This window comes from Neotabrizicola shimadae (assembly GCF_019623905.1).
Taxonomy (GTDB): domain Bacteria; phylum Pseudomonadota; class Alphaproteobacteria; order Rhodobacterales; family Rhodobacteraceae; genus Neotabrizicola; species Neotabrizicola shimadae.
Window position 1 is genome coordinate 921,678 of sequence record NZ_CP069370.1, and the last position, 21,922, is coordinate 943,599.

The window sequence follows — 21,922 nt, forward strand, 5'->3', positions numbered from 1 at the left end:
GGCGCTGACGCGGCGGCAGGCGAAAGGGGACGCAGTGTGAAGATCGGGGCACTACGAGAGATTTTCGAGGGCGAAAACCGGGTTGCGATGACGCCCGACTCTGCCACTCAGTTGCAGAAACTTGGCCATGTCTGTGTGATCGAAAGCGGCGCCGGGCAGAAAGCTGGCTTCACCGATGACGCCTATCGCTCTGCCGGGGTCGAGGTCTTGGCCGATGCGGCGGCGGTGGTCGCGGCCGCCGACGTTCTGGTCAAGGTGCGCGGCCCCGAGAAGGCCGAAGCCGAGCAACTGCGGAACGGACAGACGTTGATCAGCTTCTTCTGGCCCGCCCAGAACGCCGAACTTCTGGAAATCTGCAAGGAGCGGGGCGCCACCGTCGTCGCGATGGACATGGTGCCTCGCATTTCCCGTGCGCAGAAGATGGATGCCCTGTCCTCGATGGCGAACATCGCGGGGTATCGCGCGGTGATCGAGGCCGGCAACAACTTCGGTCGCTTCTTCACCGGTCAGGTCACGGCGGCGGGCAAGGTGCCGCCGGCCAAGGTCCTGGTGGTTGGCGCGGGCGTGGCGGGCCTCGCCGCGATCGGTACCTCGACCAGCCTCGGCGCCGTCACGCTGGCCTTCGACGTGCGCCCTGAGGTGGCGGAACAGATTGAATCTATGGGGGCAGAGTTCGTCTATCTGGACTTCGCCGAACAGCAGACCGACGGGGCCGCGACCGGCGGCTATGCCGCGCCCTCCTCGCCCGAATTCCGCGAAGCGCAGCTGAAGAAGTTCCGCGAGCTGGCTCCAGAGGTCGACATCGTCATCACCACCGCCCTCATTCCGGGCCGGCCCGCGCCGAAGCTGTGGACCGAGGACATGGTCCGCATGATGAAGCGTGGCAGCGTCATCGTCGACCTGGCCGCCGAGCGGGGCGGCAACTGCGACCTGACGGTTCCAGACCAGAAGATCGTGACCGACAACGGCGTGACCATCGTCGGCTATACCGACTTCCCGAGCCGGATGGCCACGCAGGCCTCGACGCTTTACTCCACCAACATCCGCCACATGCTGACGGATCTGACGCCCAAGAAGGATGGCGTCATCAACCACAACATGGAAGATGACGTGATCCGCGGCGCGACGGTGACAAAAGACGGCTCCATCACCTGGCCGCCGCCGCCTCCCAAGGTGCAGGCAATTGCCGCGGCGAAACCCAAGGAGAAGGCCAGGGAACTGACGCCCGAAGAGAAGCGGGCGCAGGAGATGGCCGCCTTCAAGGCGCAGACCCGCAGCCAGGTAGGGCTTCTGGTGATCGGCGGGGCGCTGATGCTTCTGGTGGGCTATGTCGCCCCGGCCAGCTTCATCAGCCATTTCATCGTCTTTGTCCTGTCCTGTTTCGTCGGCTTCCAGGTGATCTGGAACGTCAGCCACTCGCTTCACACGCCGCTGATGGCGGTGACCAATGCCATTTCCTCCATCATCATCGTGGGCGCGCTCCTGCAGATCGGGTCAGGCAGCTGGCTCGTGATCGTGCTCGCGGCGCTGTCGGTGCTGATGGCGGGAGTGAACATCTTCGGCGGCTTCATGGTGACGCGCCGGATGCTCGCCATGTTCCAGAAGTCGTAAGGGGGCCAACGCGATGGAATACGGTTTCACCACCGCGGCCTATGTTGTTGCCGCCATACTCTTCATCCTGTCGCTTGGTGGGCTTTCGGGCCAGGAAAGCGCCAAGCGCGCCGTGTGGTACGGCATCGCCGGCATGGCGCTGGCCGTGGCGGCCACGCTCGTTGGGCCCGGGCAGAGCCTTTGGGTCCTGTCGGTCGTGCTGATCCTCGCGGGCGGGGCGGCGGGCTGGGTCGTGGCACAGCGCGTGCAGATGACCGAGATGCCGCAGCTTGTGGCCGCCATGCATTCGCTGGTGGGTCTGGCTGCGGTCCTGATCGGCTACAACACCCACGTCGAGTTGATCCGCGTCGGCGGAATGGACGAGGCGGCGCGGGAGGCTCTGACGGGCTTTGCCGCCGTGGTCGCTCACAAAACTGGTGCAGAGGTGGCGATCCTTCGGGTCGAAACCTTCTTGGGCGTCTTCATCGGGGCAGTGACCTTCACCGGCTCGGTCATCGCCTTCGGCAAGCTTGCGGGCAAGGTCGACGGCAAGGCGAAGAAGCTGCCGGGCGGGCACCTGCTGAACGCGGCGGCGGCGGTGATTTCGCTGGTGCTCTTGGTGGTCTACCTGCAGTCGGGCTCCACGCTGGCGCTTCTGGGCATGACACTGGCCGCGCTGTTCATCGGGTATCACCTGATCATGGGCATCGGTGGGGCGGACATGCCCGTCGTGGTGTCGATGTTGAACAGCTATTCTGGCTGGGCGGCCGCGGCGATCGGCTTCTCGTTGTCGAATGACCTTCTGATCGTGGTCGGTGCGCTGGTGGGTTCGTCGGGTGCGATCCTGTCCTACATCATGTGCAAGGCGATGAACCGGTCGTTTGTGAGCGTGATCCTGGGCGGGTTCGGCAATACCACCGGACCTGCGATGGAGGTCACGGGTGAGCAGATCGCCATTGACGCCGAGGGTGTGGCGGCGGCGCTGAACGACGCGGATTCGGTCATCATCGTGCCGGGCTATGGCATGGCGGTGGCGCAGGCGCAGCAGTCGGTTTCCGAGCTGACGCGGAAGCTCCGGGCCAAGGGCAAGACGGTGCGGTTCGCGATCCACCCGGTGGCCGGGCGTCTGCCGGGGCACATGAACGTGCTTCTGGCCGAGGCCAAGGTGCCCTACGACATCGTGCTGGAGATGGACGAGATCAACGAGGACTTCCCCTCGACAGACGTGGCCATCGTGATCGGGTCCAATGACATCGTGAACCCGGCTGCCCAGGAGGACCCCAACAGCCCCATTGCCGGGATGCCAGTGCTGGAGGTCTGGAAGGCCAAGCAGGTCTTCGTCTCGAAGCGGGGGCAGGGCACCGGCTATTCGGGCATCGAGAACCCGCTCTTCTACAAGGAGAATACCCGGATGTTCTATGGCGATGCCAAGAAGAGCCTGGATGGCCTGCTGCCCATGATCGACTGAGCCGGGACGGGGCGTCCGAGCTCGGACGCCTGGCCTGGCCCTTCAATATCAAGGGCTTGCGCGCGCGTATTAACTTGGACTTAAGAAAGGGCCCCGGCGGGGCCCTTTGCCTTGGCGGGCTGCGGCGCGCCGTCGCGTGGGGTTGCGGCCGGAGCGGCAAGGGCCGAGATCGGGATGGATTCCTTGCGGAGGGCGGGCGATGATCCCCTGGGCGGAGCTTGATGCGAACCGGCAGTTGCAACTGCGCGAGGACTATGCGCGCGATCCGATCTGCCTGACCGGCACCTGCTCGCTGGAGGCGAAGACGGCGCATTTTGCCGCCTGGCTGGCTGTTCGCAGCGTGGCGTTCAGCACGGCAGACCTGTCCCCGGCGCGCAGGTCGGGCGAAGATCAGTCCAGCGGCAGGTCGTAGACCTTGCCCATGTAGGGGGCGGCGGACTTGTCATCGACGGCCATGACATAGAGATGCTTGCCATCGGCCGAGAAGGCGAAGTTCGGGGTCGCGGGCGAGGGTAGGTCGTGGGCGGCGACGAAGCTGCCGTCGGGCTTCACCACCACGATCCGGCCCTGGGAATACTGGCCGATCCAGAGGTTGCCGTCCGGTCCCCATTTCAGGCCATCGGGGTAGCTGTCCGGCGAGCCCGGATCGGCCTGCGAGACGCGCAGGAACAGCCTGCGGTCCGAGAGCGTGCCATCGCTGCCGACCGCGAAGGAGATCACGCGCCCGGCTTCGGATTCATTGACAAAGAGCCGGTCGCCGGCAGGGGCGAGCGCCACGCCATTTGCGTAGTGCAGGTCGTCGGCCAGCATCGTAAGCGTGCCATCGGGGGCGAGGTGATAGACCTTGCCGACGATGGGGCCGCTTTCCCAGGGGCCGGAGGCGGTGACATAAAGCCCGCCCTTGCCATCGGGTGCGAGATCGTTCGGCCCGAGAAGCGCCGCGCCGGAACTGTCGGTGCCAATGGCGGTGGTGCCGCTGCCATCCCGGTTGAACAGCGCCAGAGTGCCGTTGTCGTAGCAGGTGACGGCAAAACGGTCCGGTCCAAGCGGCGCGATGGCGGAGGGGCCGCAGCCTTTTTGCTGCCAGAGTGTCGATGTGGCGCTGCCGTCCCAGACCGAGACGATGTTTCCGCCATACTGGACATAGTAGAGCTTGCCGCCTTCGACCCAGGGTCCTTCGGGAAAGGCCGCCTTGCCGTCGATGACGGTCGGGTCGGCGAGGGCGGGCAGGGCGGAGGCGATCAGGGCCGCGACGGCGGCCAGGCTGCGGACTTCGGGCATCATGGGCTCCTTCGGCCGGATTGGGGCAGGGTAGGCCCACGGCCGAGTCGCGTCAAACCCGACCGGATTGCATCAACCGCTGCGGCGGGGCTGGTCGATGTTGCCTACCAGAAGCGGGATGCCGGCGCGGATGCCTTCGACGCATTCCAGTGCGAAGCGGTCCATGTCGCGGCCGCGGATGTAGCCCACCATCTCGGCGACCTGGTCGGGGTCGTCGCCGAGGCGTTTCAGCGCCTCGGCCCCCAGACTGAGGGCGCTTTCGAAGGTTTCGCGGATCTGGAAATCGACGCCTTCCTTCACGAGGTCCAGGGCATGCTGGCGATCATAGGCCCGCGCGAGGACGGGCACCTGCGGGAAATGGTGGCGGACCAGTTCGACGATCTTCGTGGTCGCCTCGGCATTGTTGATGGTCACGATGATGAGCCGGGCTTCGGCGGCACCGGCGGCGTGCAGGATGTCGAGCCGGGAGCCATCGCCATACCAGACCTTGAAGCCGAAACTGCCGGCATCGCGGATGGATTGGGCATCGGTGTCGATGATCGAGATGGGGTGGCCGCGGCTGAGAAGCGGCTGGCTGACGATCTGGCCCATGCGGCCGAAGCCGATGAGCAGCACTGGCGCTGACAGGTTGTCGGCCGTCTCGACCCCGTCCAGGGACACGGGCTTGCGCGCGAGGCGGTCATGCAGGATCACCATCAGCGGGGTCAGCACCATGGAGATGATGACGATGGCCGCCAGGTTGGCGTTCCATTCGGGTTCGAGGATGCCGAACTGCGTGGCCGAGGCGTAGAGCACGAAAGCGAACTCGCCGCCCTGCGCCATGAGCACCGCGCGTTCCAGCGAGTCGGCGTGGGAGGATTTGGTCAGGCGCCCGACCAGGTAGATCACCGCCATCTTCAGGATGATGAAGGCCGGAACGGAAATGGCGATGACCTGCCAGTTGCGCGCGATGACCTGAAGGTCCAGTGCCATGCCGACCGACAGGAAGAAGAGGCCGAGGAGGAGGCCGCGGAACGGCTCGATATCGGCTTCCAACTGGTGGCGGAACGAGGATTCCGAAAGGAGCACACCGGCAAGGAAGGCGCCCATGGCCATGGAGAGCCCGCCCGCCTGCATGAGCACCGCGGCACCAAGCACCACGAGAAGGGCTGCGGCGGTCATCACCTCGCGCGCGCCGAAACGGGCGAGCAGGCGGAACATCGGATCCAGAAGGTAGCGGCCTGCAAGGACCAGCACCATAATGGCACCCAGGCCAGTGCCCACCGAGATGAGGCGGTCGGTCGTCGTGGCCTCGGCCCCGCCGGGGGCAAGGAAGGCGACGAGCGCGAGAAGCGGCACGATGGCGAGGTCTTCGAGAAGCAGGATGGCAATGATGCGCCGCCCGCGGGGCAGGCCGATTTCGTGCCGCTCTTCCAGCATCTGCATGACGATGGCGGTCGAGGTGAGCACGAAGCCGGTCCCGGCCACGAAACTGGCGGTGGCCGGATAGCCGAGCGTGATGCCGACCCAGACAAGCGTGGCCATGGCGGCGCAGACCTGGAAGAGGCCAAGCCCGAAGATCTCGCCCCGCATGGACCAAAGCCGGGAGGGCTGCATCTCCAGCCCGATGATGAAGAGGAAGAGAACGACACCCAGTTCCGCAACATGCAGGATGGACTGGGCATCATGGAAGAAACCAAGACCGTAGGGTCCGATGGCAAGCCCGGCGGCGAGGTAGCCCAGGACCGACCCGAGACCGGCCCGCCGGAACAGCGGCACGGCGATGACGGCGGCGGCCAGAAGCACGACGATGGAGGTCAGGTCCACACCGCCGTGCCCCGCCGCCTCGGCCACGGCATGTGCGGTTTCGGTGATGTCGCCGGCCATGCCTTGCCCTCCGCTGCGGTGCTGTTCGTCGGATCGAGCGTAACGGCTTTGCGGCTGGACGGGCCAGACCGGAGGAAATGGGTGCGGGCGGGGCGCGGGCGCTGCGGGGGAAATGCAACACCCGTGTTGCATGCCATGGCATTCCGCGCCGATGCTTGGAAAGCTTTGGGAAGGGCCCTAGGTCCTGCAGATGTCCCCTTCGTCACGGAACTGCCGAGCATGAGCACCCTGGCCGACCACCCCCTGCGCTATGCCGTGGTGAACGAGCTTCATGCGCGGCCCTTCCCGGTGCTGGAGGTGCCTTGCCGCGCGGTGTTCCTGGTGGTGAAGGAGCCGGTGAACGCGGCCAACCGCGACCGGACGCGCGACCGGGCGCATCTTCTGGACCTGTTGGACCGCAATGGCGCGGCCCATCCGCAGCCGGAGGCCACGCATTTCACCGGGCCGATCGGGCGCGCGGAGTTGAAATGGGAGAGCCATACCGAGTTCGTCACCTATACCGCCTTCCTGCCGGGCCTGGGCGCGCGGCCCTTCGATCCGCTGGATGCGCAGGTCTTTCCCGAGGACTGGCTGGCGGCGGCACCCGGCAAGCGGCTGACGGCGGCGATGATCCGGGTGGAGCCGATGCCGGAGACCGAGGCCGAGATGCTGGCGCGGCTGGAGGAGTGGTTCGTGCCTGAAAGCCTGACGGTCAGCCGCGTGGTGGACGGGGCGGCGGTGGTGGCGGGCGATTTCCGGATTGATCCGGCGGGGCAGATGCGGTTTGCCGTTTTCGTGCGGCCCGGCACCGGGGCGCGGCGCGTGGGGCGGATCGTGCAGCGGATCTGCGAGATCGAGACCTATCGCGCGGCCTCGATGCTGGGGCTGATCCGGTCGCGTGCGCTGACGAGCCGGCTGAACGAACTGGACCCTCGGCTTTCGGCCCTGGTGGCGGATCTGGATGCGCAGTCGCGGCCGCCGGAAGTGGCGTTGCATGACCTGCTGGCCATCGCGTCGGAGCTGGAAAGCCTGTCGGTGCATTATTCGTTCCGCTTTGGCGCGACCTCGGCCTATGAGGCCATCGTGAACGAGCGGGTGGCGGTCTTGCGCGAAAGCCGGATCGAGGGGCGGCAGAGTTTCGGCGAGTTCATGATGCGCCGCTATGACCCGGCGATGCGCACGGTGAAATCGGCCGAGAAGCGGCTGGAGGCGATGGCGGAACGGGCGCAGCGCGCGGCCGAGTTGTTGCGTACGCGGGTCGATGTGGACCGGTCGGCGCAGAACCAGGCGCTCTTGGAAAGCATGGACCGGCGGGCCGACCTGCAACTGCGGTTGCAGCACACGGTGGAAGGGCTGTCGGTGGTGGCGATCAGCTATTACGGCGTGAACCTGGCCACCTATGCGCTGGAGCCGCTGGCGCACATGGTGCACCTGTCGCACGGCGCGCTGATGGCGGTGCTGGTTCCGGTGGTGGTGGCCGGGGTGTGGTACATGGTGCGCCGCATCCGCAAGCGGCTGCACTGAGCGCAGCGCCTGGGGGCGGCGTTACCGCCCCCGGATGCGCGGGTCGAGCGCGTCGCGCAGGCCGTCGCCGATGTAGTTCACCGACAGCACGGTCAGCGAGATGGCGAGGCCGGGCCAGATCACCCGTTCGGGGTAGAGCTGGAGGTAATCGACGCCGTCATAGAGCAGCCGGCCCCAGGTGGGAAAGTCGGGCGGGAAGCCGAGGCCCAGGAAGGACAGCACGGATTCGGTGATGATGGCGCCGGCGATGCCGAGGGTCGCGGCGACCATGACGGATGAGACCACGTTCGGCAGGATGTGGCGCAGGATGATGCGGCGGGGGGGCGTGCCGATGGAGCGGGAGGCCAGCACGAACTCGCGTTCCTTGATGGTCAGCACCTGGCCGCGGACGATGCGGGCCGAGTGCATCCAGGAGGTCACGCCGATGGCGAAGACGATGAGCAGGAACGTCCCGGCCTCGGGGCCGAACATGCCGGCCAGCGTGTCGCGGAAGAGCATGACGAGAACAAGGAGCAGCGGCAGGAGCGGCAGGGCGAGGAAGAGGTCGGTCAGCCGCATCAGCGGGTTGTCGAGCCGCTTGAAATAGCCGGCCAGCACGCCGACGGTCGAGCCGATGACCATGGAGATCGCCATGGCGACGAAGCCCACGGCGAGGCTGACCTTGCCGCCCGCCATCATGCGGGCCAGCATGTCGCGGCCGAGCTGGTCGGTGCCGAGCGGGTTGCTCCACGAGGGTGGCTTGTTGCGCGACTTGATCATCGCGGCGGCGTCGGGGTTCACATAGGCCGGGTCGATGCGCCAGATCAGCGGGCCGACCACGACGAAAAGCACCAGGAGAATCAGCACGACGAGCGCGGTCATGGCGCCGCGGTGGTGCTTGAACTGGTCCCAGACATCGGCCCACTGGCTGCGGGGGCGTTCGAGGGAGGTGCTGTCAGTCATAGCGGATCCTCGGGTCCAGGATGCCGTAGAGGATGTCGGCGATCAGGTTGAAGAGCACGATCAGCACGGCGAAGATGAAGGTGATGGTCTGCACCATGGGCAGATCGTTGCCGTGGATGGCGCCGATGAGGGCAGAGCCGATGCCGTTCACCTTGAACACGTTCTCGGTGATGATGGCGCCGCCGAAGACCGAGGGCATCCCGAGCGCGATGATGGTCACGACGGGGATCAGGGAATTGCGCAGGACGTGCTTCATCACGACCTTGCCTTCGCCCATGCCCTTGGCGCGGGCGGTGCGCACATAGTCCTGGCCCAGGTTTTCCAGCATGGACGAGCGGGTGTAGCGGCTGATCTCGGCCGCGTTGAACAGGGCAAGGACGGCGACGGGGAGGGTCATCTGCATGACCTGCTTCACGAAGCTGGCCCAGTCGGTGACCTTCAGTGTGGTGTCGTAGATCGAGGGGAACCAGCCGAGTTTGACTGAGAAGATCACGATGAACAGCACGCCGGTGAAGAAGGTGGGCACGGAATAGCCCACCATCGACACGAATGTGCCAAGCTGGTCGAACCAGGAATACTGGCGGTAGGCCGAGTAGATGCCGATGGGCAGCGCGATCAGGATGCCCACGAGGTAGGCCATGCCGACCACGGTGAGGGTCTGCGGGATGCGCTGCATGATGACGTCGAAGACCGGGCCGCGGGTCTGGTAGCTGATGATGCGCTGCGCGCCCTGGGCCAGATCGGTGCCGAAGAGGGCGTCGATGGCGTAAAGCGGCTCAACCCAGAAGAACTGTTTCAGCCACAGGATATAGCGCGTCCAGAGCGGCTGGTTGACGCCCATGGATTCGAGGATCTTGGCGCGGACCTCGGGCGGAACGGTCAGAGGAATCTCGGATGCCGGCGAGCCGGGGGCGAGGTCGACGACAAGGAAGATGACGAAGCTGATGATGAGCAGCGTCGGGATCGCCAGCAGCAATCGTCGAAGGATGAAGGTGAGCATCGGCCCCCCGGAAACGGGTCGGAAGAAAGGGGAGGGGCGGGGCCGCCGGATTCTCGCAGAAAACCCGCCAGCCCCGCCCCGGTTTCAGATCACTTCATGCGGTACCAGTCCTGGGCATTCCACAGTTCGGTGTCCCAGGTGTTCAGCACGACGCCGCCGAGGGTGGTCGAGGCGGCGGACAGGCGACCGCGGTCCACCAGCGGAACCACGACGAAGCTGTCCTTCGTGAGCATGTCGTTCATCTGCTTGGCCAGCGCGCCGCGTTCGTTCATGTCGGCGGTGGCGGCCATCTTCTTGACCAGCTCGTCATAGGCCGGGTCGCAGAAGCGGTTGATGTTCTCGCCCTGCCACTGGTTGTCCGGGCCCGGGATCTTGTCGCAGAGATACTGCGCCAGATAGGGCTCGGGATCGGTGCCGTCGAAGTTGTTGGCGTACATTTCGACATCGGCATAGAACTTCTGGAAGGTGTCGGGCGAGCCCGCATCACCGCCGAAGAACACCGAGGCGTCGATGTTCTTCAGTTCCACCTGCACGCCAAGCTCGTTCCACCAGCCCTTGACGAGCGCCTGGAAGTCCTGGCGCACCGGGTTGGTCGAGGTCTGGTAGACCAGCGACAGCTTCTTGCCATCCTTTTCGCGGATGCCGTCGGCGCCCACGGTCCAGCCGGCTTCGTCCAGGAGCTTCTTGGCGCCTTCCATGTCCTGCGTCAGGCAGCCGGTGTTGTCGGAGGCATAGAGCTCCGGCGCCGGGACCAGGTTGCAGGTGGCACGGCCGGCCTGGCCGTAGCCAACCTCGACCAGCAGATTGCGGTCGATGGCCATAGACAGCGCCTGGCGCACCTTGATGTCGCTGAGGATCGGGTGCGGGTGCTTCACGGTCGAACGCTCGCCTTCGGGCAGCGAGGGCGAGGGATCGGTCATGTTCATTTCGATCCGTTCGACCAGTGTGCCGAAGCCGTTCAGGAACACGCCCTTGCCGGCAGCGGCAAGGCGGGCTTGCTCTTCCGGGTTGATCTGGGTGTTCCAGGCATAGTCGAATTCGCCGGTTTCCATCACGGCACGGGCCGCGGCCGAAGCGTCGCCGCCGCCCTTGAGCGTCATGGTGGCGAAGGCGGGCTTGGCCGGATCGCGGTAGTTCGGGTTGGCCGCCAGGGTGACCACGTCGTTCACCTTGAAGTCGGTGACCATGAACGGGCCGGTGCCGATGGGCTTGAAGTTCTGCTCGTTGCAGGACGAGGCCGCAGCGCCGAGGCAGTTGGCGAATTGCGCCGCCTGCAGGATGGGCGAGGTGCCGCCGACGAAAGCCTGGTAGGGATTGGGCTTGGGCGATTCAAAGGTGATCACCACGGTCTGCGCATCGGGCGTGTCGATGGACTTGATGCCTTCGTAGCGCGCCGCCTGGGCGCAGCCGCCCTCGGGATGGGTGCAGTATTCATAGGTGAACTTGGCGTCGGCCGAGGTGACCGGCGTGCCGTCCGACCAGACGAGGCCGGGCTTCAGCTTCCAGGTGACCTGGGTCAGGTCGGCCGAGACGCCGCCGTTTTCGACGGTCGGGACCGACTCGGCGAGGCGCGCGATGACCTCGCCCTTTTCGTTGAAGCCGGCCATGCCTTCGAGGATCAGCGAGGAGGCTTCCACATCCTTTGTGCCCGAGGACAGGTAGGGGTTCAGGATCGACGGCGCCTGCCAGTAAAGCACGTTGACGTTGCCGTCGGCGCCGCGTTCGGCCCAGGCCGCGGGGGCCATCGCCACGAAGGCGGCGGCGCCCATCAGGGCGGTTCTCATGTTCATGGGGTCACTCCTTGTTGGTTGGTGCTCTTGTGCCTCGGTGCCGCCGGTTGGTGTCCGGCGGTCGGCTCTTGTGTGACGAGATGGCAGGCGACGAAGCGGCCGGGGCGAACCTCGGTCAGCTTCGGTTCCTCGCTGCGGCAGCGGTCGAAGACCTTGGGGCAGCGGGTGCAGAAGTTGCAGCCCTGCGGCGGGTTGGCGGGCGAGGGCACGTCGCCCTTGAGGATGATGCGGCTGCGCGTCGCCTCGGCATTGGGGTCGGGTTCCGGCACGGCGGAGAGAAGCGCCTGGGCATAGGGGTGCAGCGGATCGTCGTAGAGCGCGTCGCGGGGGGAAAGCTCGGCGATCTGGCCGAGGTACATGACGGCCACGCGGTCGGCGATGTGGCGGACCATGCTGAGGTCATGGCTGATGAAGAGATAGGTCAGGCCCAGCTTGTCCTGCAGGTCTTCCAGAAGGTTGACCACCTGGGCCTGGATGGACACATCGAGCGCGGCGATGGGTTCGTCGCAGACGATGAATTTCGGGTTCAGGGCCAAGGCGCGGGCGATGCCGATGCGCTGGCGCTGGCCGCCCGAGAATTCATGCGGATAGCGGTTGGCGAAGCGGCGGTTCAGGCCGACGGCATCCATCAGTTCGTAGATGCGGGCAAGTTTCTGGTCGGCGGTCAGGTTGGTGTGTTCGTTCAGCGGCTCGCCGATGATGTCGGCCAGGGTCATGCGGGGGTTGAGGCTGGCCTGCGGGTCCTGGAACACCATTTGCATGGCGGGGCGCTTCTTGCGCAGCGCCTCGGGGGCGAGGTGGGCCACGTCTTCCCCGTCGATGGTGACCGAGCCGCCGGTGACTTCGTAGAGCCTGAGGAGCGCGCGGCCCACGGTGGACTTGCCGCAGCCCGATTCGCCCACGAGGCCCAGGGTTTCGCCTTCCATGATGTCGAAGGAGATGCCGTCCACCGCCTTCACGTTGCCGGTGTGGCGGCGGAAGAGGCCGGTGTAGATGGGGAAATACATCTTCAGGTCGCGGACCTGGACCAGTGGACGGGGTTCAGGCATCGGCGCCCTCCGGGGTCCAGTGGCAGGCGACGTCGTGGCCTTGGCCGACCGGCTTGCCGTCGATGGCGCGGCGGGCGGGGTTTTCCTTTTCGCAGCGGTCGAAGGCATGGGTGCAGCGGCCGCGGAAGGGGCAGGCGGCGGGTTCGCCCGACAGGATGGGCGGCTGGCCCTCGATCACCTGGAGCCGCGCCTCGCGCTGGCCGCCGAGTTTCGGGATCGTGCGCAGAAGCGCGCGGGTGTAGGGGTGGCGCGGGTTGGCGAAAAGCTCCTTCACCGGGGCCTGTTCGACGACCTGGCCGCCGTACATCACCATCACCCGGTCGGCGATGCCGGCGATCACGCCCAGGTCATGCGTGATCCAGACGATGGCCATGCCGAGCTTGTGCCGCAGGTCGCGGACCAGTTCGAGGATCTGCGCCTGGATCGTGACGTCGAGCGCGGTGGTGGGTTCGTCGGCGATCAGCACGTCGGGGTCGCAGGCCAGCGCGATGGCGATCATCACGCGCTGGCGCATCCCGCCCGAGAACTGGTGGGGATAGGATTTCAGCCGCTTGCGGGCATCGGGGATGCCGACCAGCGCCAGGAGTTCGGCGGCGCGGGTTTCGGCCTGGGCCTTGGTCATGCCCATGTGCTCGATCAGCGGTTCCATGAGCTGGTTGCCCACGGTGAACACCGGGTTCAGCGAGGTCATCGGGTCCTGGAAGACGAAGCCCACCTTGGCGCCGCGGATCTTGCGCAACTCGGCCGGCGAGACCTTCAGCACATCGGTGCCGTTCAGAAGCACCTGGCCGCTGCGGATTTCGGCGGGCGGTTCCGGCAGGAGCCGGATCAGCGACATCATCGTCACGGACTTGCCCGAACCGCTTTCGCCGACAACGCCCAGAAGCTCGCCACGCTGGAGGTGGAAGCTGACCGAGTTGACGGCATGAACCTCGCCGCCCCGGGTGCGGAACACGGTTTTGAGGCCCCGGACATCCAGGACGGGCGCTGCCCCATCGGGCATATGGTACTCCCCGCGGTCTTTGTTTTTCACGTCTTTTTCGCCGGTCGCACCCCTCTGACGGGGGCATCGCCGGTCGCTTGTGCGGACCTTGGGGCATTTTTCGCGTTGCCGCAAGGCGGGATGCGGGACTCCCGTTGCGTAAGGCGCTGGAGGGGCGGGGCTTGACCCTGCCGGCGGGCGCGGCCACGTTCGGCGGGTCCGATGGAGTGTGCCTTGCCCGAAGTCCTGTCGCCCCGCGAATTGCTGTCGCGCCTGGTCGCCTTTCCCACCGTCAGCCGGGGGTCGAACCTGGACCTGGTGGACTGGCTGGAGGACTACCTGCGCGGGCATGGCCTGGTGACCGGGCGGCAGTGGAACGAGGAGCGCACCAAGGCCGGGTTGTTCGCCCATGCCGGCCCCTGGAAGCCCGGCGGCGTGGTGCTGTCGGGCCATTCCGACGTGGTGCCGGTGGACGGGCAGCCCTGGACCACGGACCCCTGGACGGTGGTGGAGCGGGACGGGCGGCTTTACGGGCGCGGCACCTGCGACATGAAGGGATTCGATGCACTGGCGATCTGGGCCCTGGTCGAGGCGCATCGGCTTGGCGTGGCGCGGCCGCTGCAACTGGCGCTGAGCTATGACGAAGAACTGGGGCTTCTGGGCGCGCCGCCACTGATCGAGGTGATGGCCGGGGCGCTGCCCAAGGCGCGCGAGGTCATCGTGGGCGAGCCGTCGCGGATGAAGGTCATCACCGGCCACAAGGGCGGCGCGGGCTATTGGGTGAAGGTGAAGGGCCACGAGGTCCATTCCTCGCTGCTGCCCTATGGCGTCAGCGCGATCATGGAGGCGGCGCGGCTGATCGGCTGGATCAACGACCGCAATGCCGAGGTGCAAGCACGGCCGCCCTTGGCGCTGGCGGCGATGTTCGATCCGCCTTTCACCACGCTTCACACCGGCATGATCGAGGGTGGCACGGCGCATAACATCACCGCAGCCGACTGCCGTTTTGCCTTCGAGATGCGCGTGGTCCCGGGCGAGACGCTGGAGGACTGGGAAGGCGCGTTCCGCGCAGAGGCGGCACGCTTGACGCAGGCAATGCAGAAGGTGGCGCCCACGACCGGAATCACGGTGGAGCGGTTCTTCGTGGCCCCGCCGCTGGTGCCCGAAGCGGAGGGCGCGGCTGAGGCGCTGGCCTGCCGGCTGACCGGGGAAAACACCGTGGAAACGGTGCCCTACGGAACGGAAGCCGGGCACTTTCAGGCCGGAGGCTACTCTGCCGTGGTCTGCGGGCCGGGCGACATCGCGCAGGCCCACCAGCCCGACGAATGGCTGGCGGTTTCCGAATTCGAGGCGGGCCACCGCTTCATGCAGCGGCTGCTGGAGGCGCTGAGATGACCTTTCCGATTTCCGAGGCGACCCCCATCCGCTTTCCGGGGCCGCCCCCGGCGCGCACGGAGGTCGTGGTTCTGGGAGGCGGCGTGGTCGGCGTGATGACCGCATGGCACCTGGCCGAGCGCGGCTTGAAGGTGGTGCTTTGCGAAAAGGGCCGCATTGCGGGAGAACAGTCCAGCCGCAACTGGGGCTGGGTGCGCCAGCAGGGCCGCGACCCGGCGGAACTGCCCATCATGGTCGAGGCGCAGCGCATCTGGGCGAGCCTTGCGCAGGAATTCGGCGACGCCATCGGCTATCAGCGCACCGGCGTGATGTATCTGGCCAATACCGAGGCTGATCTGGCCGGGTTCGAATCCTGGCTGCCCGAGGCCAAGGCGCAGGGCGTGGACACGCGGATGCTGTCGCGCGCCGAGGTGGCGCGGATGATTCCGCAGGCCCGCGCCGACTGGCCGGGGGCGATGTTCACCGCCTCGGACGCCCGTGCCGAGCCCTGGGCGGCGGTGCCGGTGCTGGCTATGGGGGCCGTGCGGCGCGGCGCGGTGATCATCGAGAACTGCGCGGTGCGGGCACTAGACATTTCGGCCGGGCGCATCACCGGGGTGGTGACGGAACAGGGCCGCATCGGCTGTGAACAGGTCGTGGTGGCGGGGGGGACCTGGTCCTCGCTGTTTCTGGCCGCGCATGGCGTGAAGATCCCGCAACTGGCCGTGCTGGCCTCGGTCGCGGCAAGCGAGCCACTGCCCGAAGTCTTCGCAGGCGCGGCCTGCGACAACCACTTCGCCTTCCGCCGACGGGCAGACGGCGGCTATACTCTGGCGCCGGGGGCGGAGCACGACTTCTTCATCGGGCCGGATGCCTTTCGCAACTTCGGCTTCTATCTGCCTGTCCTGAAAGAGGATTTCCGGTCTACCCATTTCCGTCCCGCCGCGCCTTCGGGCTATCCTGATGGCTGGACCACGCCGCGCCGTTGGTCGGCCGACGAGACCAGCCCCTTCGAGCGCATCCGGGTGCTGAACCCGCGCCCCAACCGCGGGACACTGGACCGGGTGCAGGACAGCTTTGCGGCGGCATTTCCCCAGATCGGCCGCCCGCGACTGAAAGCGGCCTGGGCGGGAATGATCGACACCATGCCGGATGTGGTGCCGGTCATCGACCGCGCCGCCGCATTGCCGGGGCTGGTGGTCGCCACGGGGATGAGCGGGCATGGTTTCGGCATCGGGCCGGGGATTGGCCGCGTGGTGGCGGATCTGGTGGCCGACCGACCGGTAGGGCACGATCTGCACCGGTTCCGCCTGTCACGCTTTTCCGACGGCACGAAGGTCGCGCCGGGACCCGCGCTCTGATCTGGTCATGCCGGGTAGACTGCGCCATTTTCTGCCTTCAAGTATCCTCGGGGGGAAGACGGCCCCCCGTCTGCCGTGGCCAGGAGCCGAAACATGCCTGTAAGAAACCGCTTTGCCGAGTTGCTGCACGAGATCACCGAGTGGCGGCGGGACATTCATGCGCATCCGGAGCTGATGTTCGACTGCCATCGCACGGCGGCCAAGGTCGCCGGGCTTTTGCGCGACTTCGGCTGCGACGAGGTGGTTGAAGGCATCGGGCGGACGGGTGTGGTCGGCGTGATCCGGGGACGGGCGCTGGGATCGGGCCGGGTCGTCGGCCTGCGCGCCGACATGGACGCGCTGCCCATCACGGAAATCACCGGGCTGCCCCATGCCAGCACCGTGCCGGGCAAGATGCATGCCTGCGGCCATGACGGACATACGGCCATTCTTCTGGGTGCGGCGAAACACCTGGCCGAGACGCGCAATTTCGACGGCAGTGTCGTGGTGGTGTTCCAGCCGGCGGAGGAGGGCGAGGCCGGGGCTCTGGCGATGATCCAGGACGGGCTGATGGACCGCTTCGGCATCGACGAGATCTATGGGCTGCACAATGCGCCTGGCCTTCCTGTCGGGTCCTTCGCCACGCGGTCCGGGCCCTTGCAGGCCTCGGCCGACGAGTTCCGTATCGTCGTGACGGGGCGGGGCGGTCATGCGGCCGAGCCGCACCGGGCGGTGGATACCACGCTGGCGGCCTGCCAGATTGTCGTTTCGTTGCAGTCGATCGTGGCGCGGAATGTCGATCCGCTGCATTCGGTCGTGGTGACGGTGGGCACCTTCCGCACCGACAGCGGCGCGTCGAACATCATCGCGCACCGCGCCGAGATGGCGGGGACGGTGCGCTGCCTGGATGCCGGGATGCGCGATCTGGCGGAAGAACGGGTGAAGGCGGTGGCGGTTTCGACCGCGGCGGCCTTTGGCGCGGAGGCCGAGGTGATCTATGAGCGCGGCTATCCGGTCACGGTCAATGCGGCCGAGAACACGGGTCATGCCGTTGCGGCGGCTGCCGCCGTGGTCGGGCCGGACCGGGTGGACGGCAACACGCCACCGATCATGCCGGCCGAGGATTTCAGCTATATGCTGGAGGCCCGGCCGGGCGCCTATGTCTTTCTGGGCAATGGCGACAGCGCCCAATGCCATCATCCGGCCTATGAATTCGACGATTCCGCGATTCCGGTCGGGTGCAGCTATTTCGTGACGCTGGTCGAACAGCGCCTGCCCCTGCGATCCTGAAAGGACCCCGCCCATGCCCGTGAAGAACCGTTTCGCCGAGCTTCTGCCCGAGATCACCGCCTGGCGGCGGGATTTCCACGAGAACCCCGAGCTTCTGTTCGAGGTTCACCGGACGGCGGGCCGGGTGGCCGAGCTGCTGCGCGGCTTTGGTTGTGACGAGGTGGTGGAAGGGATCGGGCGCACCGGCGTGGTGGGCGTGATCAAGGGCAAGACCGATACCGCGGGCCGCGTCATCGGCCTGCGCGCCGACATGGACGCCCTGCCGATCATCGAGCAGACGGGCCTGCCCTATGCCAGCAAGACGAAGGGCAAGATGCATGCCTGCGGCCATGACGGGCATACGGCGATGCTTCTGGGAGCGGCGAAGTACCTGGCCGAGACGCGGAACTTCGACGGCACGGCGGTGGTGATCTTCCAGCCGGCGGAAGAGGGCGGCGGCGGCGGGCGCGAGATGGTGAAGGACGGGATGCTGGATCGGTGGGGCATCCAGGAGGTGTACGGGATGCACAACATGCCCGGCATCCCTGTGGGTCATTTCGCGATCCGGCCGGGCGCGATGATGGCCGCGGCGGACCAGTTCGACATTACCATCACGGGGAAGGGCGGCCATGCGGCCAAGCCGCATGACTGCGTGGATACCACGGTGGTCGCGGCGCATGTGATCGTGGCGCTGCAGACCATTGCCAGTCGCAACGTGGACCCGCTGAAGCAGGTGGTGGTCTCGGTCTGCGTGGTGGAAACCGACAGCCCCGCGCACAACGTGATTCCCCAGGTGGTGAAGATGAAGGGCACCGTGCGGACCATGGATCCGGCGGTGCAGGACTTTGTGGAGCGCCGCATCGGCGAGATCGTGCAGGGCACCTCCATGGCGCTTGGGGCGCGCGGCGAAGTGGCCTATGCGCGCGGCTATCCGGTGACGATGAATACGCCCGAGAACACGGATTACGCGGCCAGGGTGGCCAAGGCGGTGTCGGGTCATGTGGACACGGACACCGCGCCGCTGATGGGGGCCGAGGATTTCAGCTTCATGCTGAACGAGCGCCCCGGCGCCTATATCTTCCTGGGCAATGGCGACACCGCGATGGTGCACCACCCGGCCTACAATTTCGACGACAGTGCCATTCCCTTCGGATCCAGCTGGTATGCCGGCATGGTCGAGGCGCGGATGCCGGCGGCCTGAAACGGAACGGGCCGCCCTTCGAGGGGCGGCCCGTCACGATGCGGTTGAAGGGGCCTCAGGCGGCCTTGCCATAGACGGCTTCCCAGGCGATGCGGTCGGCGTCTTCGGGAAAGATCCCGATGTCGGCGGCCTCGCGGCGGGTCATGCCGGCAATCTCGTCGCGGATCTGCCAGTAACGGCTGCGGCGGCTGGCGGCTTCCTTCAGGTTGTGGATCACGGTCAACATGTCGTTCGTCCTTTGGTTCGGGGGCGGGGCGGCCATTTGGCCGGGCCCCGCCATCATGGGGATCGGGCGTCAGGCCCGGGCATAGACGGCGTCGCGCGCGATGCGCTTGGCGTCGGCGGGGTCAAGGCCGAGGTCCAGCGCCAGGTCGTGCGGCAGCCGGGCAATCGCGTCGCGCGTCTGGACATAAAGAGCCCGGTTGCGCGCGGCGGCCTTCAGCTTTTCGATCACGGTCATCATGGTCTGTCCTTTCGTATCCGCAGCGGTGCCAGGACCCTTCCCGGCTGTCTTCCATCAGTGTTTCCCGCCGCGTGACCAAGATTTGGGACGGAATGATACCGCTAACAACGCCCAAGCGCGCCGCTCCGCCATGCGCTCAGTGCATGGCTAGTGCGGGGGTCAGGCTTTGCCGAGCAGGCGAAGGCGCCGAGGACGGGCCGGGGGAAGGTTGGCGAGGTCCAGCTTGACGCCACGGCTTGCGGCGTTGCGGCCGACCGCTTCGGTCAGGGCAGGATGGCGGCCCAGAAGGTCGATGAACCTTGCCTCGTCCAGGGTGAGAAAGGTGCAATGCGTCACGGTCGTGATGCGTGCGCGGCGGGGTGTCCGTGTCAGGATCGAGAGTTGGCCGAACATCTCGCCGCGGCCCAGAAGCACGCGCTGGCCGACCAGGGACTTCGATCCCGCGCGCAGCACTTCGACCGCGCCAGAAGCGATGAAATAGACCTCGGTTGGAATATCTTCTTTTCTGAACAGGACTTTGCCGGGCGGCGCGTAGACCGTGCGCAGCGCCTTGGCAAGCCGGGCGCGGTCGGCGGGTTCCATGTCTTCGAACAATGGGAAGGCCGCCACGATATCGGTTTTCTGCAGGGCAAGGTCCAGGCGGGGGCGCTGCGCCAGTTCGCGGCGGCGCCGGTTCAGGTCGGTGAACAGCGAAGCTCTGAGCTCGGGTCCGATGAGCCCGTCTTCGGTGAGGTCTTCGTATTCCTTCACCTCTTCTTGCAGCGAGATGCGGCGGATCAGGCGGCGCTCCAGTTCTTCGGCATGGCCGGGAAATTGCAGGCGCAGGCCCTCCAGCTCCTTGTCAGTGTCTGTGACGCGCTGGTCCACAAGGTCGTGTAGCAGGGCTGCAACACGTTTGCCGTGAATTCGCACGATCCGGCCTTCGACAAAGCCATGCAGCTGCCGCAACACTTGAAGGCGGGCGATCAGCATCTCGAACCGGTCGCCGCTGAGTCGCGACAGAAGCCGCCCCCACCGAAGCCGGTTGTGCAGCGTTCCGGCCAGCGGCATCAGCCGGTCCGGTCGCAGCGCGGCGCGGGCGGCGGTGCGATAGCCGTGCCGGCCGGAAAGCCGCGTCGCCTCGACCAGGCGGTCGGCGTCAGCCAGCATCCGTTCGGCCAGATGGGCGGGCAGGATCTCGTCTCGGAAGGCCGCAAGGATGACTTCACGCTCATGCCCCGCGAGCGCGATGAGGCCCAGGGTCACGCGGTCGCGGTCGAGGATGTCCTGCGCCTCGTCGGCCCGCTCCACCGCCTTGGCCAGCCGGTCGCCATAGCGCACCGCCTCGTCACGGACGATGGCGGGCGTCAGCGACAGGCTTTTCGTGGTGTCGGCCACCGTCTCGCGCACGGATTGCAGCGCCACGGCGACCACCTGGTCGCCAAGCGCGCGATCCAGCCGCGACAGCTTGTCGAGGCCGAGCCTGGAGATGACCCACCGCAGGGTGGTGCCCTGCACCAGCAGGGTGAAGAGGGTGAAGCCGGTGGCGATGATACCGACCTGACGCTTGACCTCGACCGGGACGCCAAAGTCCTCGGTCACTGCAAGCGCAAGGGCGAGCGTGACGGCGCCGCGCAACCCGCCCCAGAGGATGGCAATGCGGTAGGGCCGTTCCACCTTTGGAGACAGCCGGAGCGCGGTCAGAAGCGGCAGTATCCCAAACAGGATCAGCGCGCGCGCGACGAAGGCGGCGGCGGCGGTGATCAGGACCAGGCCCAGGTCGGCAAGGTGAACGTCCCGCATGAGCCGCGGGATGAGGAGCGCGGCCATGATGAAGATGAGTGACCCCGCCCAGTAGGCCAGGAGGTCCCAGGTGTCGTGCATCCGTTCGGCGGCGGGGGGCGACATGCGTCCGGCCGACAGGAAGTTCAGCGTCATGCCCGCGGCGACTACGGCCACCACGCCCGAACTGTCCAACTGATCTGCCAGCAGGAAAGCGGCGTAGGGCAGGGCGATGGAAATGGAAATCTGCGCCAGCGGCCAGCCGCCAATGCGGCCGATCAGCGCCATGGCGAGCCGCGCGACCAGCCAGCCGATGACGGCGCCGCCAAGGATCAGGCCCGGAAAACGCAGGAGCGCAGTTCCGATGGCGGGCTCGGTCTCGCGCAGGAGAACATCGGTCAGGAACACGCCGAACAGCGCGATGGCGGCGGCGTCGTTCAGGAGGCTTTCACCTTCGACGATACGCGCCAGCCGCTGCGGGGCGGGTGTGGCGCGGAAGATCGAGACCACGGCCGAGGGGTCGGTGGTCGAGACGATGGCACCGATCAGCAGGCAGGCGATCAGAGGCAGGCCCGAGAAGGGGTAGAGCGCGAAGCCGATGACCCAGGTGGCCACGGCCACGGCGACAACGGCCAGCACCAGGATCGGCACCCAGTCGTCCATGATGCGGCGCAGATTGAGCGTCAGCGCAACCTGGAAGATCAGGGTTGGCAGGAAGACATAGATGAAGACCTGGGAGCCCACCGGAAAGGTGAGGATGGCCAGCGCAACCTCGTTCAGCGCGTCGGTATAGGTGGTGAAGTAGAACCAGCCAGCGCCAAGGCCGAGCGCGATGCCGATGGCGGCCAGCACAACCGAGACGGGCAGGCGCAGCCGGGCCGCCAGCGGCTCGGCCAGGCCGATGACGACGAAGAGGCCCGACAGGACGGAAAGAAGCAGCGCAATATCCATGCCGCACCATAACCAACTGGTACCCAAGAAAAACAGGCGGGCCGGTCACGTTTCATGACCGGCCCGTTACAGAGGCTCAGATCGCCGGGAAA

The 21,922-nt window shown here is 66.7% G+C and carries 18 protein-coding genes; 8 read left to right on the forward strand and 10 right to left on the reverse strand.

What is annotated here, in order from left to right; translation table 11 throughout:
* The first annotated feature begins 36 nt into the window (after positions 1-36).
* From JO391_RS04325 to JO391_RS04335, 3 genes are all read left to right on the forward strand, one after another.
* On the forward strand, positions 37-1,611 hold the full coding sequence (locus tag JO391_RS04325) for a Re/Si-specific NAD(P)(+) transhydrogenase subunit alpha (RefSeq protein ID WP_220662963.1): 1,575 nt from the start codon (positions 37-39) through the stop codon (positions 1,609-1,611).
* A 13-nt stretch (positions 1,612-1,624) separates the two neighbouring features.
* Positions 1,625-3,058 carry an NAD(P)(+) transhydrogenase (Re/Si-specific) subunit beta gene (locus JO391_RS04330; protein WP_220662964.1) on the forward strand — a complete coding sequence of 478 codons (1,434 nt, stop codon included), beginning with the start codon at positions 1,625-1,627 and terminating at the stop codon, positions 3,056-3,058.
* Positions 3,059-3,257: 199 nt separating this feature from the next.
* Positions 3,258-3,470 (forward strand): hypothetical protein, encoded by a 213-nt coding sequence (locus tag JO391_RS04335; protein ID WP_220662965.1) that lies wholly within the window; start codon positions 3,258-3,260, stop codon positions 3,468-3,470.
* On the opposite strand, the gene JO391_RS04340 is transcribed toward JO391_RS04335, so the two are convergent.
* Together JO391_RS04340 and JO391_RS04345 are read right to left on the reverse strand one after the other, a co-directional pair.
* Complete coding sequence (locus JO391_RS04340) at positions 3,449-4,342, reverse strand: SMP-30/gluconolactonase/LRE family protein (RefSeq protein WP_220662966.1); 894 nt, start codon at positions 4,340-4,342, stop codon at positions 3,449-3,451. The genes JO391_RS04335 and JO391_RS04340 overlap by 22 nt on opposite strands.
* Before the next feature lie 69 nt (positions 4,343-4,411).
* Positions 4,412-6,205, reverse strand: coding sequence for a monovalent cation:proton antiporter-2 (CPA2) family protein (locus JO391_RS04345; protein ID WP_220662967.1), 1,794 nt, complete (start codon positions 6,203-6,205; stop codon positions 4,412-4,414).
* Between the two features lie 219 nt (positions 6,206-6,424).
* Between JO391_RS04345 and JO391_RS04350 the strand changes: the two genes are divergently transcribed.
* Positions 6,425-7,708: a DUF3422 family protein gene (locus JO391_RS04350; RefSeq protein WP_220662968.1), complete on the forward strand. Its 1,284-nt coding sequence runs from the start codon at positions 6,425-6,427 to the stop codon at positions 7,706-7,708.
* 21 nt (positions 7,709-7,729) lie between these two features.
* Here JO391_RS04350 and JO391_RS04355 read toward each other — a convergent pair whose 3' ends face one another.
* From JO391_RS04355 to JO391_RS04375, 5 genes are all read right to left on the reverse strand, one after another.
* Complete coding sequence (locus JO391_RS04355; protein ID WP_220662969.1) at positions 7,730-8,650, reverse strand: ABC transporter permease; 921 nt, start codon at positions 8,648-8,650, stop codon at positions 7,730-7,732.
* Complete coding sequence (locus JO391_RS04360; protein WP_220662970.1) at positions 8,643-9,650, reverse strand: ABC transporter permease; 1,008 nt, start codon at positions 9,648-9,650, stop codon at positions 8,643-8,645. The genes JO391_RS04355 and JO391_RS04360 overlap by 8 nt, the downstream gene beginning before the upstream one ends.
* Positions 9,651-9,739: 89 nt before the next feature.
* The gene (locus tag JO391_RS04365) at positions 9,740-11,440 is read right to left on the reverse strand and encodes a peptide ABC transporter substrate-binding protein (RefSeq protein WP_220662971.1); all 1,701 of its coding nucleotides are present in this window, start codon (positions 11,438-11,440) and stop codon (positions 9,740-9,742) included.
* On the reverse strand, positions 11,437-12,489 hold the full coding sequence (locus JO391_RS04370) for an ABC transporter ATP-binding protein (protein WP_220662972.1): 1,053 nt from the start codon (positions 12,487-12,489) through the stop codon (positions 11,437-11,439). The genes JO391_RS04365 and JO391_RS04370 overlap by 4 nt, the downstream gene beginning before the upstream one ends.
* A complete protein-coding gene (locus JO391_RS04375) occupies positions 12,482-13,492 on the reverse strand; it encodes an ABC transporter ATP-binding protein (RefSeq protein ID WP_220662973.1) in 1,011 nt (336 codons plus the stop codon). The genes JO391_RS04370 and JO391_RS04375 overlap by 8 nt, the downstream gene beginning before the upstream one ends.
* 213 nt (positions 13,493-13,705) lie before the next feature.
* On the opposite strand from JO391_RS04375, the gene argE reads away from it, so the two are divergent.
* The 4 genes from argE (at position 13,706) to JO391_RS04395 (ending at position 18,655) form a co-directional block, all read left to right on the forward strand.
* On the forward strand, positions 13,706-14,866 hold the full coding sequence (gene argE, locus JO391_RS04380) for an acetylornithine deacetylase (protein ID WP_220662974.1): 1,161 nt from the start codon (positions 13,706-13,708) through the stop codon (positions 14,864-14,866).
* The gene (locus JO391_RS04385) at positions 14,863-16,206 is read left to right on the forward strand and encodes an NAD(P)/FAD-dependent oxidoreductase (RefSeq protein WP_220662975.1); all 1,344 of its coding nucleotides are present in this window, start codon (positions 14,863-14,865) and stop codon (positions 16,204-16,206) included. Before argE ends, JO391_RS04385 begins: the two co-directional genes overlap by 4 nt.
* A gap of 93 nt (positions 16,207-16,299) precedes the next feature.
* Positions 16,300-17,475 carry a M20 aminoacylase family protein gene (locus tag JO391_RS04390; RefSeq protein WP_220662976.1) on the forward strand — a complete coding sequence of 392 codons (1,176 nt, stop codon included), beginning with the start codon at positions 16,300-16,302 and terminating at the stop codon, positions 17,473-17,475.
* A gap of 13 nt (positions 17,476-17,488) precedes the next feature.
* Positions 17,489-18,655, forward strand: coding sequence for a M20 aminoacylase family protein (locus JO391_RS04395; RefSeq protein WP_220662977.1), 1,167 nt, complete (start codon positions 17,489-17,491; stop codon positions 18,653-18,655).
* 55 nt (positions 18,656-18,710) lie between these two features.
* Here the strand turns inward: JO391_RS04395 and JO391_RS04400 are convergent, their stop codons facing one another.
* The 3 genes from JO391_RS04400 to JO391_RS04410 form a co-directional block, all read right to left on the reverse strand.
* Positions 18,711-18,881: a hypothetical protein gene (locus JO391_RS04400; protein ID WP_220662978.1), complete on the reverse strand. Its 171-nt coding sequence runs from the start codon at positions 18,879-18,881 to the stop codon at positions 18,711-18,713.
* Positions 18,882-18,950: 69 nt separating this feature from the next.
* Positions 18,951-19,118, reverse strand: a complete 168-nt coding sequence (locus JO391_RS04405) for a hypothetical protein (protein WP_220662979.1) — start codon at positions 19,116-19,118, stop codon at positions 18,951-18,953.
* A 159-nt stretch (positions 19,119-19,277) separates the two neighbouring features.
* Positions 19,278-21,830: a cation:proton antiporter gene (locus JO391_RS04410; RefSeq protein ID WP_220662980.1), complete on the reverse strand. Its 2,553-nt coding sequence runs from the start codon at positions 21,828-21,830 to the stop codon at positions 19,278-19,280.
* Positions 21,831-21,922 lie beyond the last annotated feature (92 nt).